Origin of the sequence: Nonomuraea jabiensis (assembly GCF_014204795.1) — a bacterium.
In the GTDB taxonomy this organism is placed as follows: domain Bacteria; phylum Actinomycetota; class Actinomycetes; order Streptosporangiales; family Streptosporangiaceae; genus Nonomuraea; species Nonomuraea jabiensis.
Map to the genome: position 1 here is coordinate 10,859,911 of NZ_JACHMB010000001.1, position 17,057 is coordinate 10,876,967.

General features: G+C 68.5%; 17 protein-coding genes. 8 read left to right on the top strand and 9 right to left on the bottom strand.

All coding sequences use genetic code 11. The features are described 5' to 3' along the window. Nucleotides 1-332: 332 nt before the first annotated feature. Nucleotides 333-3,122, bottom strand: a complete 2,790-nt coding sequence (locus HD596_RS49665) for a DUF11 domain-containing protein (protein WP_185076279.1) — start codon at nucleotides 3,120-3,122, stop codon at nucleotides 333-335. A 224-nt stretch (nucleotides 3,123-3,346) separates the two neighbouring features. Continuing rightward, entirely contained in the window at nucleotides 3,347-3,931 is a 585-nt protein-coding gene (locus tag HD596_RS49670) for a dihydrofolate reductase family protein (RefSeq protein ID WP_185076280.1), read from the bottom strand. Between the two features lie 405 nt (nucleotides 3,932-4,336). Here HD596_RS49670 and HD596_RS49675 point away from each other — a divergent pair, with 405 nt between their 5' ends. Further along, entirely contained in the window at nucleotides 4,337-4,903 is a 567-nt protein-coding gene (locus tag HD596_RS49675; protein ID WP_185076281.1) for a hypothetical protein, read from the top strand. Between the two features lie 310 nt (nucleotides 4,904-5,213). On the opposite strand, the gene HD596_RS49680 is transcribed toward HD596_RS49675, so the two are convergent. The 5 genes from HD596_RS49680 to HD596_RS49695 form a co-directional block, all read right to left on the bottom strand. After that, nucleotides 5,214-5,783 (bottom strand): TetR/AcrR family transcriptional regulator, encoded by a 570-nt coding sequence (locus HD596_RS49680; RefSeq protein WP_185076282.1) that lies wholly within the window; start codon nucleotides 5,781-5,783, stop codon nucleotides 5,214-5,216. 102 nt (nucleotides 5,784-5,885) lie between these two features. After that, entirely contained in the window at nucleotides 5,886-6,392 is a 507-nt protein-coding gene (locus HD596_RS49685; RefSeq protein WP_313046589.1) for a family 1 glycosylhydrolase, read from the bottom strand. Continuing rightward, entirely contained in the window at nucleotides 6,389-6,736 is a 348-nt protein-coding gene (locus tag HD596_RS65345; RefSeq protein WP_313047671.1) for a family 1 glycosylhydrolase, read from the bottom strand. Before HD596_RS65345 ends, HD596_RS49685 begins: the two co-directional genes overlap by 4 nt. A gap of 46 nt (nucleotides 6,737-6,782) precedes the next feature. Beyond that, nucleotides 6,783-8,894, bottom strand: coding sequence for a prolyl oligopeptidase family serine peptidase (locus HD596_RS49690; protein ID WP_281398338.1), 2,112 nt, complete (start codon nucleotides 8,892-8,894; stop codon nucleotides 6,783-6,785). Nucleotides 8,895-9,567: 673 nt separating this feature from the next. Beyond that, nucleotides 9,568-10,056, bottom strand: a complete 489-nt coding sequence (locus HD596_RS49695) for a GNAT family N-acetyltransferase (protein ID WP_185076284.1) — start codon at nucleotides 10,054-10,056, stop codon at nucleotides 9,568-9,570. A 232-nt stretch (nucleotides 10,057-10,288) separates the two neighbouring features. Here HD596_RS49695 and HD596_RS49700 point away from each other — a divergent pair, with 232 nt between their 5' ends. The 4 genes from HD596_RS49700 to HD596_RS49715 all read left to right on the top strand — a co-directional run bounded on the left by HD596_RS49700 (nucleotide 10,289) and on the right by HD596_RS49715 (nucleotide 14,713). Next, nucleotides 10,289-11,599: a serine hydrolase domain-containing protein gene (locus HD596_RS49700; RefSeq protein WP_185076285.1), complete on the top strand. Its 1,311-nt coding sequence runs from the start codon at nucleotides 10,289-10,291 to the stop codon at nucleotides 11,597-11,599. A gap of 304 nt (nucleotides 11,600-11,903) precedes the next feature. Continuing rightward, nucleotides 11,904-12,164: an aldo/keto reductase gene (locus HD596_RS49705; protein ID WP_313046592.1), complete on the top strand. Its 261-nt coding sequence runs from the start codon at nucleotides 11,904-11,906 to the stop codon at nucleotides 12,162-12,164. 35 nt (nucleotides 12,165-12,199) lie between these two features. Then, a complete protein-coding gene (locus tag HD596_RS49710; protein WP_185076286.1) occupies nucleotides 12,200-12,949 on the top strand; it encodes a hypothetical protein in 750 nt (249 codons plus the stop codon). 606 nt (nucleotides 12,950-13,555) lie between these two features. Beyond that, the gene (locus HD596_RS49715; protein ID WP_185076287.1) at nucleotides 13,556-14,713 is read left to right on the top strand and encodes a sialidase family protein; all 1,158 of its coding nucleotides are present in this window, start codon (nucleotides 13,556-13,558) and stop codon (nucleotides 14,711-14,713) included. Between the two features lie 176 nt (nucleotides 14,714-14,889). On the opposite strand, the gene HD596_RS49720 is transcribed toward HD596_RS49715, so the two are convergent. Continuing rightward, complete coding sequence (locus HD596_RS49720; protein WP_185076288.1) at nucleotides 14,890-15,579, bottom strand: M61 metallopeptidase family protein; 690 nt, start codon at nucleotides 15,577-15,579, stop codon at nucleotides 14,890-14,892. A gap of 62 nt (nucleotides 15,580-15,641) precedes the next feature. On the opposite strand from HD596_RS49720, the gene HD596_RS49725 reads away from it, so the two are divergent. Continuing rightward, nucleotides 15,642-15,842, top strand: coding sequence for a hypothetical protein (locus HD596_RS49725; RefSeq protein ID WP_185076289.1), 201 nt, complete (start codon nucleotides 15,642-15,644; stop codon nucleotides 15,840-15,842). 13 nt (nucleotides 15,843-15,855) lie between these two features. Here HD596_RS49725 and HD596_RS49730 read toward each other — a convergent pair whose 3' ends face one another. After that, nucleotides 15,856-16,035 (bottom strand): hypothetical protein, encoded by a 180-nt coding sequence (locus HD596_RS49730; RefSeq protein ID WP_185076290.1) that lies wholly within the window; start codon nucleotides 16,033-16,035, stop codon nucleotides 15,856-15,858. 124 nt (nucleotides 16,036-16,159) lie between these two features. On the opposite strand from HD596_RS49730, the gene HD596_RS49735 reads away from it, so the two are divergent. Further along, on the top strand, nucleotides 16,160-16,468 hold the full coding sequence (locus HD596_RS49735; RefSeq protein WP_185076291.1) for a hypothetical protein: 309 nt from the start codon (nucleotides 16,160-16,162) through the stop codon (nucleotides 16,466-16,468). Between the two features lie 183 nt (nucleotides 16,469-16,651). Continuing rightward, nucleotides 16,652-17,011 (top strand): PDZ domain-containing protein, encoded by a 360-nt coding sequence (locus HD596_RS49740; RefSeq protein ID WP_185076292.1) that lies wholly within the window; start codon nucleotides 16,652-16,654, stop codon nucleotides 17,009-17,011. Nucleotides 17,012-17,057 lie beyond the last annotated feature (46 nt).

The window sequence follows — 17,057 nt, forward strand, 5'->3', positions numbered from 1 at the left end:
GGTAGTCGGTGACGTCGGCGGGCGGCTCGGTCGGGGCGCCGGTGACCTCCAAGTCCTCCGGCATGGCGGCGGTTTCGGCCAAGAGCTCACGTAGCCACCCGCGCGCGCCGATCAGCTGGGGATGGTCGGCGCGGGCGGCACGGCCCGGGCGGAGGGCCTGATTCGGCGGCGACGAGCTGAGCGCCGGATTGCCCGCGAGAGCGCAACGTCCCTTCTGACGCAGCCCGCCGACCGGAATAGGGTCCCCGCCGCTCGATTCGGATCCGCCGGAGGAAGGGCAGTAGCGCTTGAAGAATCGCGCATCACCAATTCGGCGGCGGTGACCCCTGCATTTAATAGTGTTCCGCGATGCCTGAGTTGATCTCGGTGAGGGCGAGGGTGGTGTCGGTGTAGCGGATGAGGTTGGACAGGCCTGGCGGCTGGGCAAGGGTGGCCTGGGCGTAGCGGACGGCGTCACCGACCGTGTCAAGCCCCAGGCGGCCAGCGGTGATCGTGTGCACCTGGGTGGCCGCGTTGATCTGGCGGGTGGCCATGTTGAGGGTGGTGGCCAGTAGTTCCGCGCGCAGGGTGCGGGGCTGGGTCACCGGTAGGAACAAGACGGCCGAAACCTCCTGCTGGGAGAGCACACCGTCAGCCGTGGTGCCGTCGGCGCCGTCGAACCGCGTGTCGGTGGCCTGGACGCGAGCGAGCGTTTCGGCCGTGCGCAGGTCGTGCCGCAGCGCCCACACGGTCGACAGCAGCGGCTGTCTGCCGGGCGTGACCTCAGTGGCCGTCGTCTGCGCCGATGCTGTCGTGGGGGCGAACGCGCAGCCGTTGGTGCCGCCGTAGGCCAGGTTCGCCGTGCCGGTCACCGTGGCGCCCGCCTCCATGAGCAGAGTCGGCCGCGCGGTGAACGTCACTGTGGCTCCCGCTCCTGCCGCGATCGTGCCCGGCTTCCAGGTGAGGCTCGTGGTGTCGTCGTCGTTCCTGATCACGGCGGATGGGCGGGGACCGGCTCCCTGGTCGAGGGCCTGGCTGTAGTACAGCCCGGCCGGCAGCGTGGTGGTCAGCGCGGCGCCGGTTGCGGGCGCGCTACCGGTGTTGCGGTAGGCGACGGTGTACGTGATCGCCTCGCCGGCGTTCACCGATGGGGTCGCCGCGACGGTCACCGCCAGGTTCGGAGCGTGGATCTTCGTGGCGGCCGTGGCCGAGTTGTCGGTGAGCGTCTCGTCCGGCTCGGGGGTGCCGGTGATCTTGGCGGTGCTCGTGAGGGTCGTTCCGTCACCAGCCGTGCAGGGGACCGTGAACGTGAAGGTCTCGGTGGTCGTCTGGCCAGGCTGCAGGTCGGCCAGCTGCCGGGTGACAGGGCCGCCGACAGGAGGTGTGAACGTGAGCACGGTCGCAGTGGACGCGCGGCCGCCCTTGTTGCCGGCGGTCACCGTGGCGGTCACCGTGTCGCCGCCGCCGGCGTCCACTCTGTCCACGGTTATGGCCGCGGTCAGGTCGGCCGAGCTCATCCGCAACACGTCGTCCCCGGTGAGCTCGGGTACGATCGGGCCGTGGGCCCCGTCGGAGAAGTACGGGCTGCCGGTGAAGTCGTAAACCAGGTTGTCCCAGTCGGGGTTGCTGACCAGCCGCTCGTCGCTCTTGCTGCTTGTGCAGTCCGGGTCCACGTCGGGGATGTCGTTGATGTTGGCGGTGGCGTCGGCGGAGTAGGGCTTGCCGTCCCCCGTCCAGTCGATCGCCTCCGTGGGGTCCGCTCTGCGGATATGGCCGCCCACACCGTAGATGACCTGTCCGGAGAAGGGCTTGAGTCCCGGCTTCTTGGTCTCATCGAGATCGTTCTCGAGCAGAGTCTCGGTGCCTTGCCTCTGGTAGTCGAGCGGACGGTCGGGATCGTTGACGGTGAACTGCCAGATGTAGTTCATCACGCTGCGGTAGTTGGGCTTGCAGTTGATGCGGTCAACGACCCCGTTGATGTACCTGCCGCCGTGGCCGAGACCGAGGGTGTGGCCGAGTTCGTGCAGCAGCGTCGCCTGTTCCGCGGCCGCACGGCCCCCGGCGCCGCTGAACCGCGCGTCGTCCCAGCGGCCGAGGGACACCACGAAGTCGTTACCGCCGCGGTCGTTCACCTCTGCCCGGCCCGAGGTCACCCCGGCGCCGGTGAGGCCATGGATGAAGATGCCGTACCGGTAGTGCAGGCGCTTGAACAGCATGATCTTGTCGCACATCGGGTTGGCCCGGTCGGCGGCGGTGCCGAAGTGGGCGGTCGCACCCGGCCCGCAGGCCCTGGCCGGGACGCCCAGCTTCAGGTCGTCGAAGTCATCGTAAGCGCCGGCTTGTCGATCGTCGCTGAGGTCGATCGACTCGGCGTACGGAAGCTCCTCGTCCTCGATCAGGTGCAGCCCTATCCCCGTGACTCCCCTGTCGATCACCGGGGCTGCGTTGAACACCTTGCTCACTGCGGCCAGCACGCCATCCTGCGGCTTCTCCCCGCGCATCCAGTCGATCTCGACATAGAGGTCGCGCTGCTCGGCATCCGCGTCGGGCAGCGTCAGGTCCACCACGTTGTCACCGTTGAAGTCGACACCGCGGTACTCCTCGTAGTCCTTGAAGCCGTCCCCGTCGGTGTCGCTCGCCTCGTTCGGGGTGATCTCCAGACATACCTGTACGGCCGGCTGCGGATCGGCCCCGAAGATTCCACCGCCCGGTTCCCCGTTGCCGGCCACGCACCCGGCGGAGGACGTCATGTCGCCTTTGACGGTCCCGTGGACCATGTTGACCGTCAGCTTGGCGGCCGCATTGCCCGGCCGGGGCGAGGCGTCCCCGACATCATCGGGCGAGGTGCTGTCGTAGTCCATGATCAGGACGGAGATGTCCTGCTCGACCACGTCGGTGGGGATGCGCCGGGTGAGCTTCCAGTCCGGAGTCACCGCCTCCTGGTCGTCCGGTGCCCGGGGGGTGGTGTACGAGTCGAAACCGGCGAAACCGATGATCGCGTAGAAGTCGGGGGCGCTTTCCGTGGAGCTCTCCAGCCCGGTGTTGCGGCAGGGATCGACGCAGCTCACGCGGAAGATGCGCACGGTGAGCGGCTGGGTGCTCGCCGCTGTCGCGGGTGTCGAGGCGATGAACAGGCCCAACACGCTCAAAAGCACGGCAAGGGACGCGTGCAATAACCTACTTGGCATTCCGCCACTATCAGCGCTTCAGTGCCGGTACAGCATGAGTAGCCCGTACTCAAACCTCGCGCTCCCCAGCCACCCAAGGGGTCGCCGTAAAGCCGGCCAACCCTCATCTGACCTGCGACCACCCGGCGCTCAAGCGTCGTCGCAGGTCAGGGCGTTGCGCTTCAGGCGGGATTTCTCCCTCACCTGCGGGTGTAGTGGGCGAGGATCACGCCCTTGGGGGTCGTGACGCTTCCGGTGAGTTCGAACTCGGTCAGCGGGGCGGGTCCGTCGAACAGCCGCTTGCCGCCGCCCAGGGTCAGCGGGTGGATGAGCAGCGTGTAGTGGTCGATCAGCCCTGCCGCGTGCAGGCTGTTGACCAGCGACGCGCTGCCGTTGATCGAAAGGTCATCACCCGGTTGGGCCTTCAGCTTGGCCACCTCCACGACAGCATCGCCGCGCAGCAGGATCGAATTCTGCCAGGCGTCCGCGTTCTCCAACGTCCTGGAGACGACGTACTTGGTCGCCGCGTTCATGTGCCTGGTAAACGGGTTGCCGTCGGTTGCACGGCCCCATGCGGTGATGAAGTCCTCCCAGGTTCGGCGACCGAACAGCATGTCTCCCGGCTTGGCCATCCCCTTGGCCAGCTCACGGCCCATCACCTCGTCGTTGTATCGCGGGCCCCAGCCCCCGTGGGTGAACCCGCCGCTGGTGTCCTCGTCCGGGCGGCCGAGCCCCTGAACCACTCCATCGAGGGTGACGAACATCGTGGCGGTGATCGAACGCATCGACCTGCTCCTTTCATGCCGGGCCGCCCTACTGCGGCCCTGTCACCCCCTACACGAACGACCATCGGCGAAATCGACATCGGTACGAAATACGTTTTATAGAAGCTGTCACCGGATCCGATGGGAATTCAGGGGCCGCCGCGGCGAGAGTTCTTCGGAAAGGGTGAACTCCAGGCCGCTGACCACACCCGACCAACCCGTCGTCCTGGAAGTGATGCTGCGCAGCGAGCCCGGCTCGGCGAGGCGGCCGGACCGTCGTCGATCGGGTCCGACGAGGCGCGCGACCTGTGTAGCCGATGAGATGATCGCACAAAATCGTAAGCCAGTCCGGAGTCCGGAACGGCCTGACGATCGTCCACCATTGCTTCCATCCATAACGTTGAGAAAACTCAAAGGAGCAAGAAGATGGACATGACGCGAGCCCGCCCCATGGAGAGTCAGTGGGACCTCCTGGACGAGTACAACCTGAACGCCAGCTTCGATGCGGCCTGGATCGACACGGAGGACATCGGAGAGATCGCCGAGCGTTTCCGCGCGGAATCAGGCTCTGGAATTCCTTGCGATCTGAGCACGGCATTCCACCTGGCCGCCACGAAGGAGCAGGACAGTCTCGTCTGGATCGGGACGCATTCCCCGGGCTGGTCCATCGCGATCACCATGGGCGGCAGCTTCACATTGCGAGAGGAAGCAAGCGCGGGAGGAAGGCTCATCATCAGCTATTGGCATATGGCCGACCTGGGTAAGATCGGCGATGAGGGAATGACCTATCGCCGCGATGGAAAGCTGGGCACAGTCGGGGTGGAAGGGTTCCAGGAATACGCGCGCGATCTGAACTCGTGCGCCGATTTCCAGGAGGAGGTGCAAAGTTACCTCATCCTCGCGGGGCGCATCACGGGCCGGTTCCTCGATCGGGACTGGTTTGCGACGTCGCGCGTCCTCTATCGGATTCCGCGAGGTGCCTGGCCTCGTTGATTCACGGACGAAGCCACGCATCCGCGGCAGCTCGGCTCACAAGAACTGGCCCGTATCGACGGCCGCTACCTGTCCACCGAGGTCGCTTCCGGATTCACCGCACGGATGCTCGGCCTCGCTGCCACCACCGCCCCGGTACATGTGCGCTCCCTGAGCTACCGATCTCTCCAGCCCGCCGTACCGGTGGCAGCCCCACTTGGAAGGCCAGCTGGTAGAAGGGGTCGCTGACCTCCTGCGGATGCAGCGGCCCGCCCATCTCGTCGGTGAAGACGAACCCGCTGTCCGCCCAGGCCTCGCCCGCGATCAGCGCTCAGGGCGACTCCGGGGGCGCGAGGAGGTCGGAGACAAAGGTATGCACGGTCGCCTGCATGTCAACCTCCTGGGGATCCAGGAGCCACTGCAGTTGGACGCCGTCGAGCACGCCCAGCAGCAGCGTGGCCAGGGTCCGGGGCGGTATGGAAGGCCGGATCTCGCCGCGTGCGATGGCCACCTCGAAGGCGTCGGTCAGCAGTTCCCGGGCCTTGCGGTAGCGGTCGCGGAAGTGCTCGTGTGCCGGATGCTCGGCGGAGGTCGCCTCCGCCGAGAGCACGCAGTGCAGTTCGGCCAGTCCCGGGTGCTCGATGTTCTCGGCGAGGATCCGCATCACATGGTCGGTGATGTCGGCGCGCGATGGGGAGGGAGGGATCGCGGTCTCCGCCACCAGGGCCGGGCGGTCCCGTTCCTGGAGGACGGCAGCGAGGAGTGCGTCCTTGTCAGGGAAGTAGTAGGTCAGCCCGGCGGCGGTCATGCCGAGCTTCGCCGCCACGTCCTTGAAGGTCGCTCCGCGGTAGCCGGCGGTGCCGAAGAGTTCGGTGGCGGCTTCGATCGCCGCAGCCCTCACCCGGGCGCTCTTCGCGTAGGGTCCCCTCGCGCTCGCCACCGCTGAACCAGCCTCCATCTGTGTGGGCCACTCGCCGGGCAGAAATCTTACTACGGCGAGATTTTAGACGCCTCCGGCAACGATCACGCTGTTTCGACGGTAGCCGCCGCGGGCGATCCTGCCGAGCCAGTGCAGGCTCGGCTTCGGGGTCCGCACGAAGGTTTCGCGGTCTACGGCGATCAGGCCGAACGTGGGTCCCCAGTGCCCCCACTCGTAGTTGTCGAGCGCGGACCAGTGCAGGTAGCCGCGTATGTCGATGCCGTCGTCGGCAGCGGCGAAGAGGGCGTGGAGGGCCTCGGAGGTGTACGTGATGCGGCGCTCGTCGTCGTGGGTGGCGATGCCGTTCTCGGTGACGATGATCGTGGTCCCGTGCGTCACCTGGGCGGCGTTCCGTACGGCGATGCCGAGGGCATCGGGGCGGTAGGCCCAGCCGGTGAGGGTGTTGCTCGGGTGCGCCGGGTGCGGGACGACACCGTTCACGTCGGTGATCTGGCTGGTGTAGGCCTGCACGCCGACGAAGTCGTCGCCTCGGGAGTGCTCGAGACAGAAGTCCTCCCAGGTGTGCTTCACTTCGGCGAACGTCGCTTCGCTGCCGGGGGCGGGGGTGAGTGCCTGGCAGGCGACGGTCCAGCCGGTCCTGGCGTCGGTACGGGTGTGGAGGATGTCCTGGGCGGCGCAGTGTCGATCATGCGACGGTAGTGGGCCAGGGCGGCGCGGGAGTACTCGCCGGGTTCCGGTTCGATCCGGGCCCATTCCAGGCCGAAGCGGTAGGAGTTGAGGCCGGCGTCGGCGAGCAGGCGCATGTCCTCGGGGTAGCGGTGGTAGCTGTCGACAGCGTCGCCGCTGCGCTCCATGGCGCTGTGCTCGTGGTTCTCGATCCACCACCAGTCGCTGTTGGCGTTGTCTCCTTCGATCTGATGGGCAGATGAGGCCGCGCCCCAAAGCCTGGCTTACGTGTGACTACTGACTCCGGAATTCCAGTCCAGTGTGGTCGGCGCAGAAGGCCAGGGCGTCGGCTTGCAGGTCATACCAGCGGGAGGCGGCTCGCAGGCCGTGTCCCACGCCGTCCTCGCACCGCATCAGGACCGGCCGATCGGAGCCGGTGGCGTGCTGCAGTGCGGCGGTGAACTTGCGGATGTGCATGGCGTCCACCCGGGGGTCGGTGCGCGGGGTGGTCAGCAGCACCGCCGGGTAGGGAGTGCCGGGCCGTACCTGGTGATAGGGAGAATAGCTGAGCAGGACCGGCAGGTGATCGGGGAGATCCGGGTCGCCCAGTTCGGTCTTCCACCACGGGCCCAGGCCAAAGCGCGGGTAGCGGATCAGGTCGGTCGGGGCATCGGAGCAGACAGCGGCGGCGAACAGCTCCGGGGCGCGGGTGAGCGCGGCGGCCACGAGCAGGCCGCTGTGCGAGGCGCCTTTGATCGCGAGCTGGCCGGGGGTGGTCCAGCCGAGCTCGATCAGGTGACGGGCGGCGGCGATGAAGTCGGTCATGGCATTGGGCTTGTTGATGCCCCGGCCGGCGGCGTGCCAGGTGGTGCCGTACTCGCCTCCGCCACGCACTGCGGCGACGGCGTAGATGCCTCCGGCTGCCACCCAGGCCAGCGTGGTGGGCGAGTAGGCGGGCCGGAAGGAGGCGCCGAAGCCGCCGTAGGCGGTCAGGATGGCCGGGCGCGGGCCTGGCCTGCCGGGCTGCGCGATCACGTACAGGTGCCCCAGGCTCTGGCCGCAGGGGAAGGAGAGCTCGGTGACCTCGGGCGCGCGCCCTTGGCCCCGGGGGCGTCCCGTCGCCGCTGTCTGCCTGTCACGGGTCGGCGGGATCCATGGGCGGCAGCGCCGCTCGTGCAGGCCGAAGCGGTACACGGCCGGGGCGGTGACGAAGTCGCTGTAGGTGAAGTACGCTTCGTCGCCGCCGGGCGGGCAGGTCAGACCCGTGATGGTGCCCGGCCCGTGGCCGGGTGCGGGGATGGCGCCGAGGAAGCCGCCTTCGCCGTCGTACAGGCGCAGCTCGGCGCCGTTGGGGCGGGCCAGGCTGAGCAGCAGGTACGGCTGCGCGTCAGGGCCGGTCAGCGGGACACATCCGGACAGGACCGCAGGCTCATCGGCGGTGATCAGCGTCCGCCAGCGGGAGGAGTGCGGGTCGGCGGGCTCGACCGCGCACACGCGGCCGTAAGGGGCGTCGGCGTCGGTGACGGCGTACAGGCAGCCGCCAGGACCGAACTTGATCATCGCGGTCGTGTGAGCTTGAGTGCCGTCGTGGATGAGGCGCGCGTCGAGGATGTGCTCTCGCCCTGGGACGAGGGGGGACAGCCACAGGCGGTTGCCGCACTGGGCGCCAGGGGCGGAGCTGATCGTCAGGCCATGACCGTGTGGACTGATGGCGATCGACAGATGGGGCCAGTCGGTCGCGAAGACCACGGGATCGTGATCCGGGTCGGCGCCCAGGCGGTGCAGCCGTACCTGTCGGCGCGGCGGGAAGGGCCCGGCGGCGAGGGTCAGGTAGTAGAACCCGCCGTCGTCGGGCAGCCAGGCGATCGGCGTGATTCGGCCGGGCCGCAGCGGCCCGTCGATGACCCGCCGGCGGGAGACGTCCAGGATGTGCAGGGCCGGCTGCTCGTCACCGCCGCGCGAGATCTGGTAGGCCAGCAGGTCGCCGCTCCACGACGGCCGCCAGGCGTCCAGGGTGGTCAGCGCCGAGGGGTCCAGCGCCAGCGGGTCGAGCAGCGGGGAGGGTGCCTGGCCGGCGCCGGCTGTCATGAGCACCGGCATCTCCTGCCCGGCGGCGCGGCGCAGGTAGAAGCGCCGCGGCCCGCGGATCACCGGCGGGCTGACGACCGGGACCGCCGCGCCGCCGCCCGCCGCGAACGCCTCCAGCAACTCGCGCAGCAAGGGCCGGTGACGCCAGGTGGAGGCGTGGGTCGCAAGCAGGGCGGCTTGGCCTTCGAGCCAGGCGGCGCAGTCGGCGCTGCCTGGGTCCTCCAGCCACCGGTAAGGGTCCTTGATCAGGTGTCCGTGCATACGCTGCACCACCGGGACACGCCGGGCAGGCGGATAGGCCTTGGTCGGTGGCGGCATCGTGTCCCTCTTCTCCTGATCCACCTCGTGGGGTCCGCCGACGCGTGGGCGGGCCCCACAGGTGTTCGTGGTGGGGTCAGTTCAGCTCGCCTGACGTGGCTTCAGCGCGCCAGTCCTCCAGCGAGGCCATCTCATCGGCAATGAGGACGATGACTCCTACACCGGGCAGCTCGTTCATGACCTGATCCTTTCATCGGAACCTACTGATATGAGTCTCGCTACCCGCAGCCTATGTAACAATGTGTATCCGATCCGCTACTTTCGGCAATTTTGGTGGGATAGGTACGCATGGGTGCGACCGGGCAGCCCACTCCGCGCGCCCACCCCAAGCGGCGCACGCGCGCCAACGGCCAGGAAGGTAGCCGGCCCGGTCAGGCCGCATCAATTGCGGCTACTGCCGGAGGCCCCCACGCGCAAGCAACCCGCCACGCCGCGCCACTGCCCCCGCTGCGAGCGGCTGTGGCCGACCTGACCGTCGCCACCGAGAACCGGGAAGGCTACAAGCACTGGGTCGATGCCGACGGCTGCGCACGATCCCCACTGGGGAAGCACATCGAGGCCGTAGGTGTACTGCGGTCTTGGCGGGTGAGCGATTGAGGCACATGAGGCAGAAGAAAGGTCGGAAGCGGCAACCGTCTTGAGCAGAGGTATCGCCGTCACGCTGGAAGCGACGTCACGTCAACGTTTTGCCCATCAGCGTGCAGACCGTCTCATAGCGTCGGATCACGCCGTCTGGGCCTTCGGCATCCCATGCGGCAGGCTTGCGGCCGTGAGCAACGTATCCGAGTCGTTCGTACAGCGCTCTCGCACGAGGATTGCTCTCCTCAACGCTTAGCTCCGCGCGCTGCAGCCCCCTGGCGATAATGCGCTGCTCGGCCGCATGAATCAGAACAGTCCCGATGCCGCAGGACTGCAGAGCGGGGAGCACAGCCAGTTGCCATAGAGTTCCCGCTCCTGGGCTTACCTCATAGTCAACACCGCCGATCGCCACCGGCCGGTCAGATGGGGGACAAACGGCCAAGTAGTCCACGACGCCGCTCCGCGAGCGCTTGAGCTCCCGCGCGACCTGAGTCAGGTGCAGAGCCGAACCGGACCACGAACACCACTGCAGATCCTCCTGGGTCAGATCACGCACTGACAGACTTACTACGACTGCCGACATCGACGACACCTCCCTGCCGAACAGCGTAGAAGGGTTCTACAACCGTCGGCGCCTGCACTCGGCGCTCGGCCCCCTGGAGGTACTCAAACGAGTCCCTCTCAGGCCAAACAGCCGCATAGGCTACGCCCGTAAGACGGTTGTCCGGAATCACCGTGGCCCCTCAACTGGTGAAGCCGCACAGTGCGTCCCCCAACCCGGCGAAGGCTTTCGATCATGGAGCTAGCCTGGTGGGATGGAATGGGATCTGGGCGAGCTTGTCGCGAAGTACGACGTACCGGGCGCACAGGTCGCCGTGCTGGCCAACGGGGAGATCCAGGACGAGGCTGCGGGCGTGCTGAGTCTGCGCACCCAGGTCGAGGCCACGACCGACTCGGTGTTCAAGATCGGCTCGATCACCAAGATCTGGACGGCCACGCTGATCCAGCAACTGGTCGACGACGGTGTGCTGGATCTCGACCGTCCCGTACGCGACTACCTGCCCGGCTTCAGGCTGAGCGACCCGGCCGCCACCGAATCCCTGACCGCACGCCACCTGCTCACCCACACCGGCGGTATCGACAGCAACCACTTCACCGACACCGGCCGCAACAACGACGCCATCGAGAAGTTCGTCGCCACCCTCGCCGAGGCGGACCAACTCCTCCCGCCCGACACCGTCTTCTCCTACTCCAACAGCGGGTACGTGGTGCTCGGCAGGCTGGTGGAGGTGTTGCGCGACAAGCCCTTCCACGACGTGCTCCGCGAACGCCTGGTGACACCACTGGGCCTGCACACCGCTGCTACCGACCCCTACGAGGCGATCCTGCACCGCGCCGCGGTCGGCCACGTCCGGACCGGCGGAGAGGTCGTTCCGGCCAAAGAGTGGGCGGTGTCCTACTACTCCGCGCCCAGCGGCTCGCACTTCGCGATCAGCGCACGCGACCTGCTGGAGTTCGTCCGCCTGCATCTCACCGACCCCGCGCTGGCGGCACTGCGCGAGCCCCAGGTCGAATCCGTCCCGGACTTCGGCGGCGGCGTCATCGGCTGGGGACTTGGCTGGATGCTCTACCAGGACGGCGTCGTCGGTCACACCGGCGTCGCCAAGGGGCAGAAGGCATGGCTTCGCGTCGTCCCGTCGGCGGGTGTGGCGGTGGCCGTACTGACCAACAGCACGGGCGGCGAACCCCTGGCCTACGAGATCTTCGGTGCGGCGCTCAGGGACCTTGCCGGCGTCGAGACGGCACCACGACCCGTCCCACCCCTGAACCCGACCGGGATCGACGCGGACCGCATGTGCGGCACCTACCGCTCCACCCTGTACGACATCACCCTCACCAGCGAGCACGACCGCGCGTTCCTCACCTACCGCCCACGCAACGAAATCGCCGAGTCCTTCCTCGGCGGATCCGAGAACCGCGTCGAGGTCGTCCGCCTCAACGACAGCTCGATCATCACCACCGAACCGAAGTCCTCCGGCCACCAGGTCCTGTCCCTGGTCAGCTCCGACGAGCACGGCCGCGCCCGCTTCCTGCACAACGGCGCCGCCGCCTACCGGATCGCCTGATGGTCACCGCCGGCGACGTGCGCATGCACTGCGGTCGGGGCAGGGCCGGGGCAGGCAGTGGCCTGCCGCTGTCCCGCTTGATCGCGAAGTTGTCGATTCCGATCGCCCCCGGAACGGCTGACGGCGGCTTGGACAGGTAGCGCCGTCGGAGTGTTCAGCACGCCGGCGCGGCCGCCAGGTGTGGGGGAGGCACGTACGCGACCGCGCTACCTGAGTACGGGCAGCACCAGTCCCGCGACTGCCTTCCACGTCGATACGTAGTCGCCGTCGTATCGCCTGGGCCGGCCGGATCGAACCAGGCGAGGTGTTCGACCTGGCCCTCCCGCTGCAGGAGGTGGCCGAGGTCTACGGCCCGTACCACAACGAGGAACTCGTGGGCGAGGCCATCGCCCCGATCCGCGACCAGGTGCAGATCGCCATCAAGCTCGGCTGGGACATCCAGGGTGGCAGGTCCGTCGGCTTGAACTCCTGGCCAGGACAGATCCGAAAGGTGGCCGACGCCTCCTTGCGGTCACTGCGAGTTGCCCACCCGTTGGAGCCGCGATGTCCGGCCCATGAAATGTGATGATGGTGTGCCGCTGGCCGATCTAGGGTGCGGGCATGTCTTACGTGCTCCACGCTGTTGTCGGTGACTTTGACCATCTCCGATCCCTGTCGGACGATGTGCCACGGGCTGTGGTGGCGCCCCTCCGGCAACGCCTGGGGCTGCTGCCGGTGACTGACGAGATTTTCGACGAGCTGACCGACGCCCGGCGGGAGAGCGGGCCGTTCACGCTCATGTCCCCGGCGTTCGCCGAGAGACTGAAAGACTGGTCACGCGGCGGCCATCTCGCTTACGTGGAAGCGGACTTCTGGGGTGGTGACGGCAGCCAGGCCGCTGCCCTGTGGGAGAACGGACGTCAGAGCTGGGGTCCCGAGTACGCATCGATCCCGGTGGGACCGCCACACGAGGACTGGCCGATCAACGCCGTGCTCGCGCGCCTCGGAGTTGTCAGAACGGGCGCGTTGGACCTCTTCGACACGGTCGGCTTCGGACAGGAACGCGACACGGAGGGGTGGCGCCGGGTGGGCCTGCATGCCCTGGACGCCGCCGACTACGACACGTGGGAGGCCGCGTGCCGTGCCAAGCAAGAGGCCGATGCCCGCGCCGCCGCTGAACGTGACAGGTACATCAGGCGTGACGATGTCCCCGTCGTACTCGACGGCAGAACGGTGATGCAGATGCTCGACATTCCGCCCTCTCCAATGGTGGGGGCCGCGATCCGGCACCTCCAGGAGGTTCACCTGGAACGTGGCTCCCTCACCCGCGACCAGGCCGCCGCCGAACTTCGCCGCTGGGCGCAGAGCTGAGGACGGTGGCGCTGTCCATCTCCCCTCCCTCGATCGACGTAATGGTCTCCCGCGGGCAAACGATGGTCCGGCTCGCAAGCATGGCGCGGGTGGCGCCGCGGCAACGTCCTCACCGCAGTCCCGCCTTGACCTGTTCAGCACCAAGGACGGCAAGGTGGGCGCGTTGAGCCAGGTGCGAAGCCCAGGCGGCGCGACCGTGGCCCGGCGCGACGGACCACCCACCGCCCCCGGCCAGCGCGCTCACTGCTGTTCCGATAAGCGGGAACAGGGGCAGATGCTCGGCCTCCCCCGAAGGGCACCCACTCGAATCGGTGCTGCCGTCCGGCGGTTCGTCATACTCCACCGAAGCGAGCCGGGCGCGTACCTCCGGCGCGGTGTGCAACCGGCCGGACGCCCCGGCACTGTGGACTCTGTGTCAAGGAAGTGTGGACTCCCGGGCAACGCCTCCCCCGCGGCGATGAAGGACACTGGCCGCGATCTCGCACCTCAGACCCTTCACAAGCGCAGCACGCGTCAACGTACCCGTGCCGTGCCCCTCTACCGTTCCAAGAGGAATTCATGCGTCCGTTCCGAACATTAAGCGCCGCAGCCGCGGTACTGATGACGATGGCAATCCCCGCCTCCCCCGCCGCCGCCGCGCAGGCCCCAACGTACGACTTCCACAAGCAGGTCTTGTGGAAGTCGTACGGGAGCGGGCAGACGAGGACCTGTTACCGGCTCCCCGCCGTGGTGAAGACCAAGAACAACGTGCTGCTCGCCTTCGCCGAGAAGCGCATCATGGGAAACTGCAACGACCACGGCCAGTTCGACATCGTCATGCGGCGCTCCACCGACCACGGCCGCGAATGGGACGACAGCACCACGGTCCTGCGCAGCACCACGGGAGCGGTCCTCCAGGGGAACGCGACGGTCGTCGCGGACTCCACCGGGCCCGTGTTCCTGTTCACCACGTCGGAGCCCACCAGGGACCAGCACCGCCCGCGCACCCCGAAGGTACAGGTCAGCACCGATGACGGGGCGCACTGGTCGGATCCGAAGGACCTGTCGAACGTCATCAAGGCCCCGGCGGGAGCCGGCGACTGGTTCGCCACCGGTCCCGGGCACGGGATCGAGCTGACCCGGGGCGCCCATGCGGGACGGCTGCTGGTGCCCGTGTACTTCACCGTCGGCACCCGGCAGAGCGTACGGCTCATCTACAGCGACGACCACGGCACGAGCTGGACGACCGGCGCGACCGCCACCTACGACCAGTCCGTGCTGGAACTCGGCGAGCAGACCCTGGTGGAGCGGGCCGACGGCAGCGTCCTCGTGATCGCCCGCAACGGCCAGGTCGACGACGTGACCTCCGTCCACGGCATGGCCCAGGCGGTGAGCACGGACGGGGGCCTGACCTTCGCCGGCGACTTCCGCGCCGACTCCAGCATCACCGCCCCGCCGACCCACCCCGCGCTGCTGCGCCAGCGCTGGGACGGCGGCCCCTACAGCCGCATCCTGCTGTCCGCACCCGCCACCGCCAAGACCGCCGACAACAACCCGGTGGGGATGAACGTCCGTTCGTCCTTCGACGAGGGCGTGACCTGGCGAAACTGGGACGGCAACGTCAACAACGCGGGCCTGAGCATCGACAAGGACCACGGCGGCTACTCGGACATGGTGCTCATCGGCAACGGCGCGATCGGCGTCCTGTACGAGGCGGGCGCGGTCCGCTTCCGCGACGAGATCCGCTGGAACTGGTTCTGGGAGAGCGCCATCGGCCTGCGCTGAGGATGCCGCTGCCGTCGAGCCGATCGGCGTCGACGTCGCGGTCACCGCGTACGTGCTCACCATCGCCGTGCTGGTGACGACCGCAGCAAGGGCCTCGAGAGCGTGGTACTGCGCTGTCTCCTCGGACACGACCACCGATCCGGGAGGCGGTGCTGCGGCTGTTTCGAGAGAAGCCCTTACGGGGCCGCGGCGACCGTCCAGCGGTAGGAGCGAACCTCGGCTCCCACGGGCTCGTACGTCACCTCGAACGTTCGCCCGCCGCGCCGCAGCGTGAGTGAGACCTCCTCCAGCCTGCCGTTGGCCAGCTCGGAGCCGGCCGGTCCGGCCAGGATGCGGTCTCCCTCGCGCACGCCCGCCCGTTCGGCCGCCGACCCGGCGACCAGATCAGTGACGACGCAGGTCTCCAGGCGGGTAAGGGCGAAGCCGGGCTCGGCCACCCGAGGGCGGATCTCCTCGCGGGCGAACCGGGAGCCGAAGGCGTCAGCGGGCGGTACCACCCACTCCCCGGCCTGCATCGCCGCGAAGTCGTCGCGCGCGCCGTCGCCGAGTTCCGCCGTTACCAGATCCAGCCAGTCGGCGACGCCGACCTTCTCACCGTTCCGCTGCCGGTCCAGGATCGCGAGAACGAGGTCGTCGAGGCTACGCCGGCCGTCGCCGGCCGCGCGGATCTTCGTGTCGGTGTCGGCGAGGTAGAACAGGCCCCGGCCGTACGGGACCCGCTGCGCCCGCTGGTCCTTCCAGAACAACTCGAACGCCTCGGCGTTGGCGAGCGTCTGCAACGGGTTGGTGTAGTAGCCGTGCGCGCGCTCGTTGATCAGCTCGAGGAAAGCGGCGACACCGGCGACGTCCTGGACGCCCCACAGCACCCGTACACCGTCAGCCTGATCGAGTCCGTGCCGGGACACCGGTGAGGGGCGGAGAAGGACTCATGGCAGAACCAGAGCTCGCGCTGCACCTCACGCTGGCCCCCGCCGCCGACACGATCACCGTGACGGCCCGCTTCGGCGGTCTCACCGGTCGCGCGGGACTGCCCTTCCTCCAGGTGCCGCGGGTCATCGCCAGCGTGCCCGGCCAGGACTACCGCGCTCAAGACGTGATCGCCACGACGACCTCGGCGAGCTGCACCTGACGGACGGCGCCGGTCAGCCTGGAGACGGCGAGGCGTTCTTCACCGCCCGGACCTTCGCACCCACCCGCGACACCATCGGCGACATCACCCTCACCCACCGCGCCACCATCGCCCCGGCGACCGGACCGCGGCGGCCCGGCCCCTCCTTCGACCTGCGCGGCATCGACGGCGGGTTCGCCGGCGCGTTCGCCACGTTCCTCCTCCTGCCCGCCGACCTGTGCACCCGGCTGCGCTTCACCGTCAACTGGCGGTTCCAGGACCAGGAAGCCAGGGGCTTCACCACGCGCGGGCCCGGCGACCTCACCGCGGAGCCGGCTGTGGTCGAGTTGCTGATGACGTTCCTGATCGCCGGACGCGTGCGAACCCTCCCGGAGCAGGCGGGGACGGCGCCGTTCAACGCGTACTGGATCGGCGAACCTCCGTTCGCCGTCCAGGACGCCATGCGGTGGTGCGCACACGCGCACAACGTGCTGGTCGGCTTCTTCCGCGAGCCGTCCCCCACCCCGGACCACTTCATGCTCCGCCCCCACCCCAACCACCGCGACGGCGGCGCCGCCACGAACGACGGCTGGCGGGGGCGAAACTCCTCGACCAGGCCGCACACGAGACCGAGGTGCGGACGATGACCCGCGCCTCCTACACCAACCCACACCTCACCCTGCCGTACGCGGAAGTTCCCGGACGTTACTGGACCGACTCCCACGTGCAGGACATCGGATCGCCGCGCCGGGCGGCCTTGTGACGAGTCGGCCTGGCGCGCCAGGCTGCACGCCGAACTCGGCGAGACCGGTATCGCGCACCTGGATCGCATGCTCGCCGGAGAGGTCATCGTCCCGCCCCCGGAGGCGTTCGGCCCCAGTCTGTCCAGGGTCCGCCGCAGCACCAGAGTGCGCCGGCTCGGCTTCAACGACCGGGCGCTCACCAGCCCGCCCATCCTCGTCGACGAACTCGACCCCGCCGGCTCGGCCGCCCGCGCCGGTCTGCGTGACGGGGACACGGTGACCGCCTATCGGGGCGCCGAGCCGTCGGCCCTGCACAGCACGCAGTCCCTCGTCCTGGGACCGGAGATCATCCTCGACGTCGTACGCGACCGCCGCCCCGAGCGGATCGCCTTCACCCCGGACGAGGTCACCGTGGACGAGTACACGTGGGAAGGGATGCCAGCCTGACCGGAGCCGACCCCCGTTCCGGCCCGAAGCGCTTTCACCTTGGCCA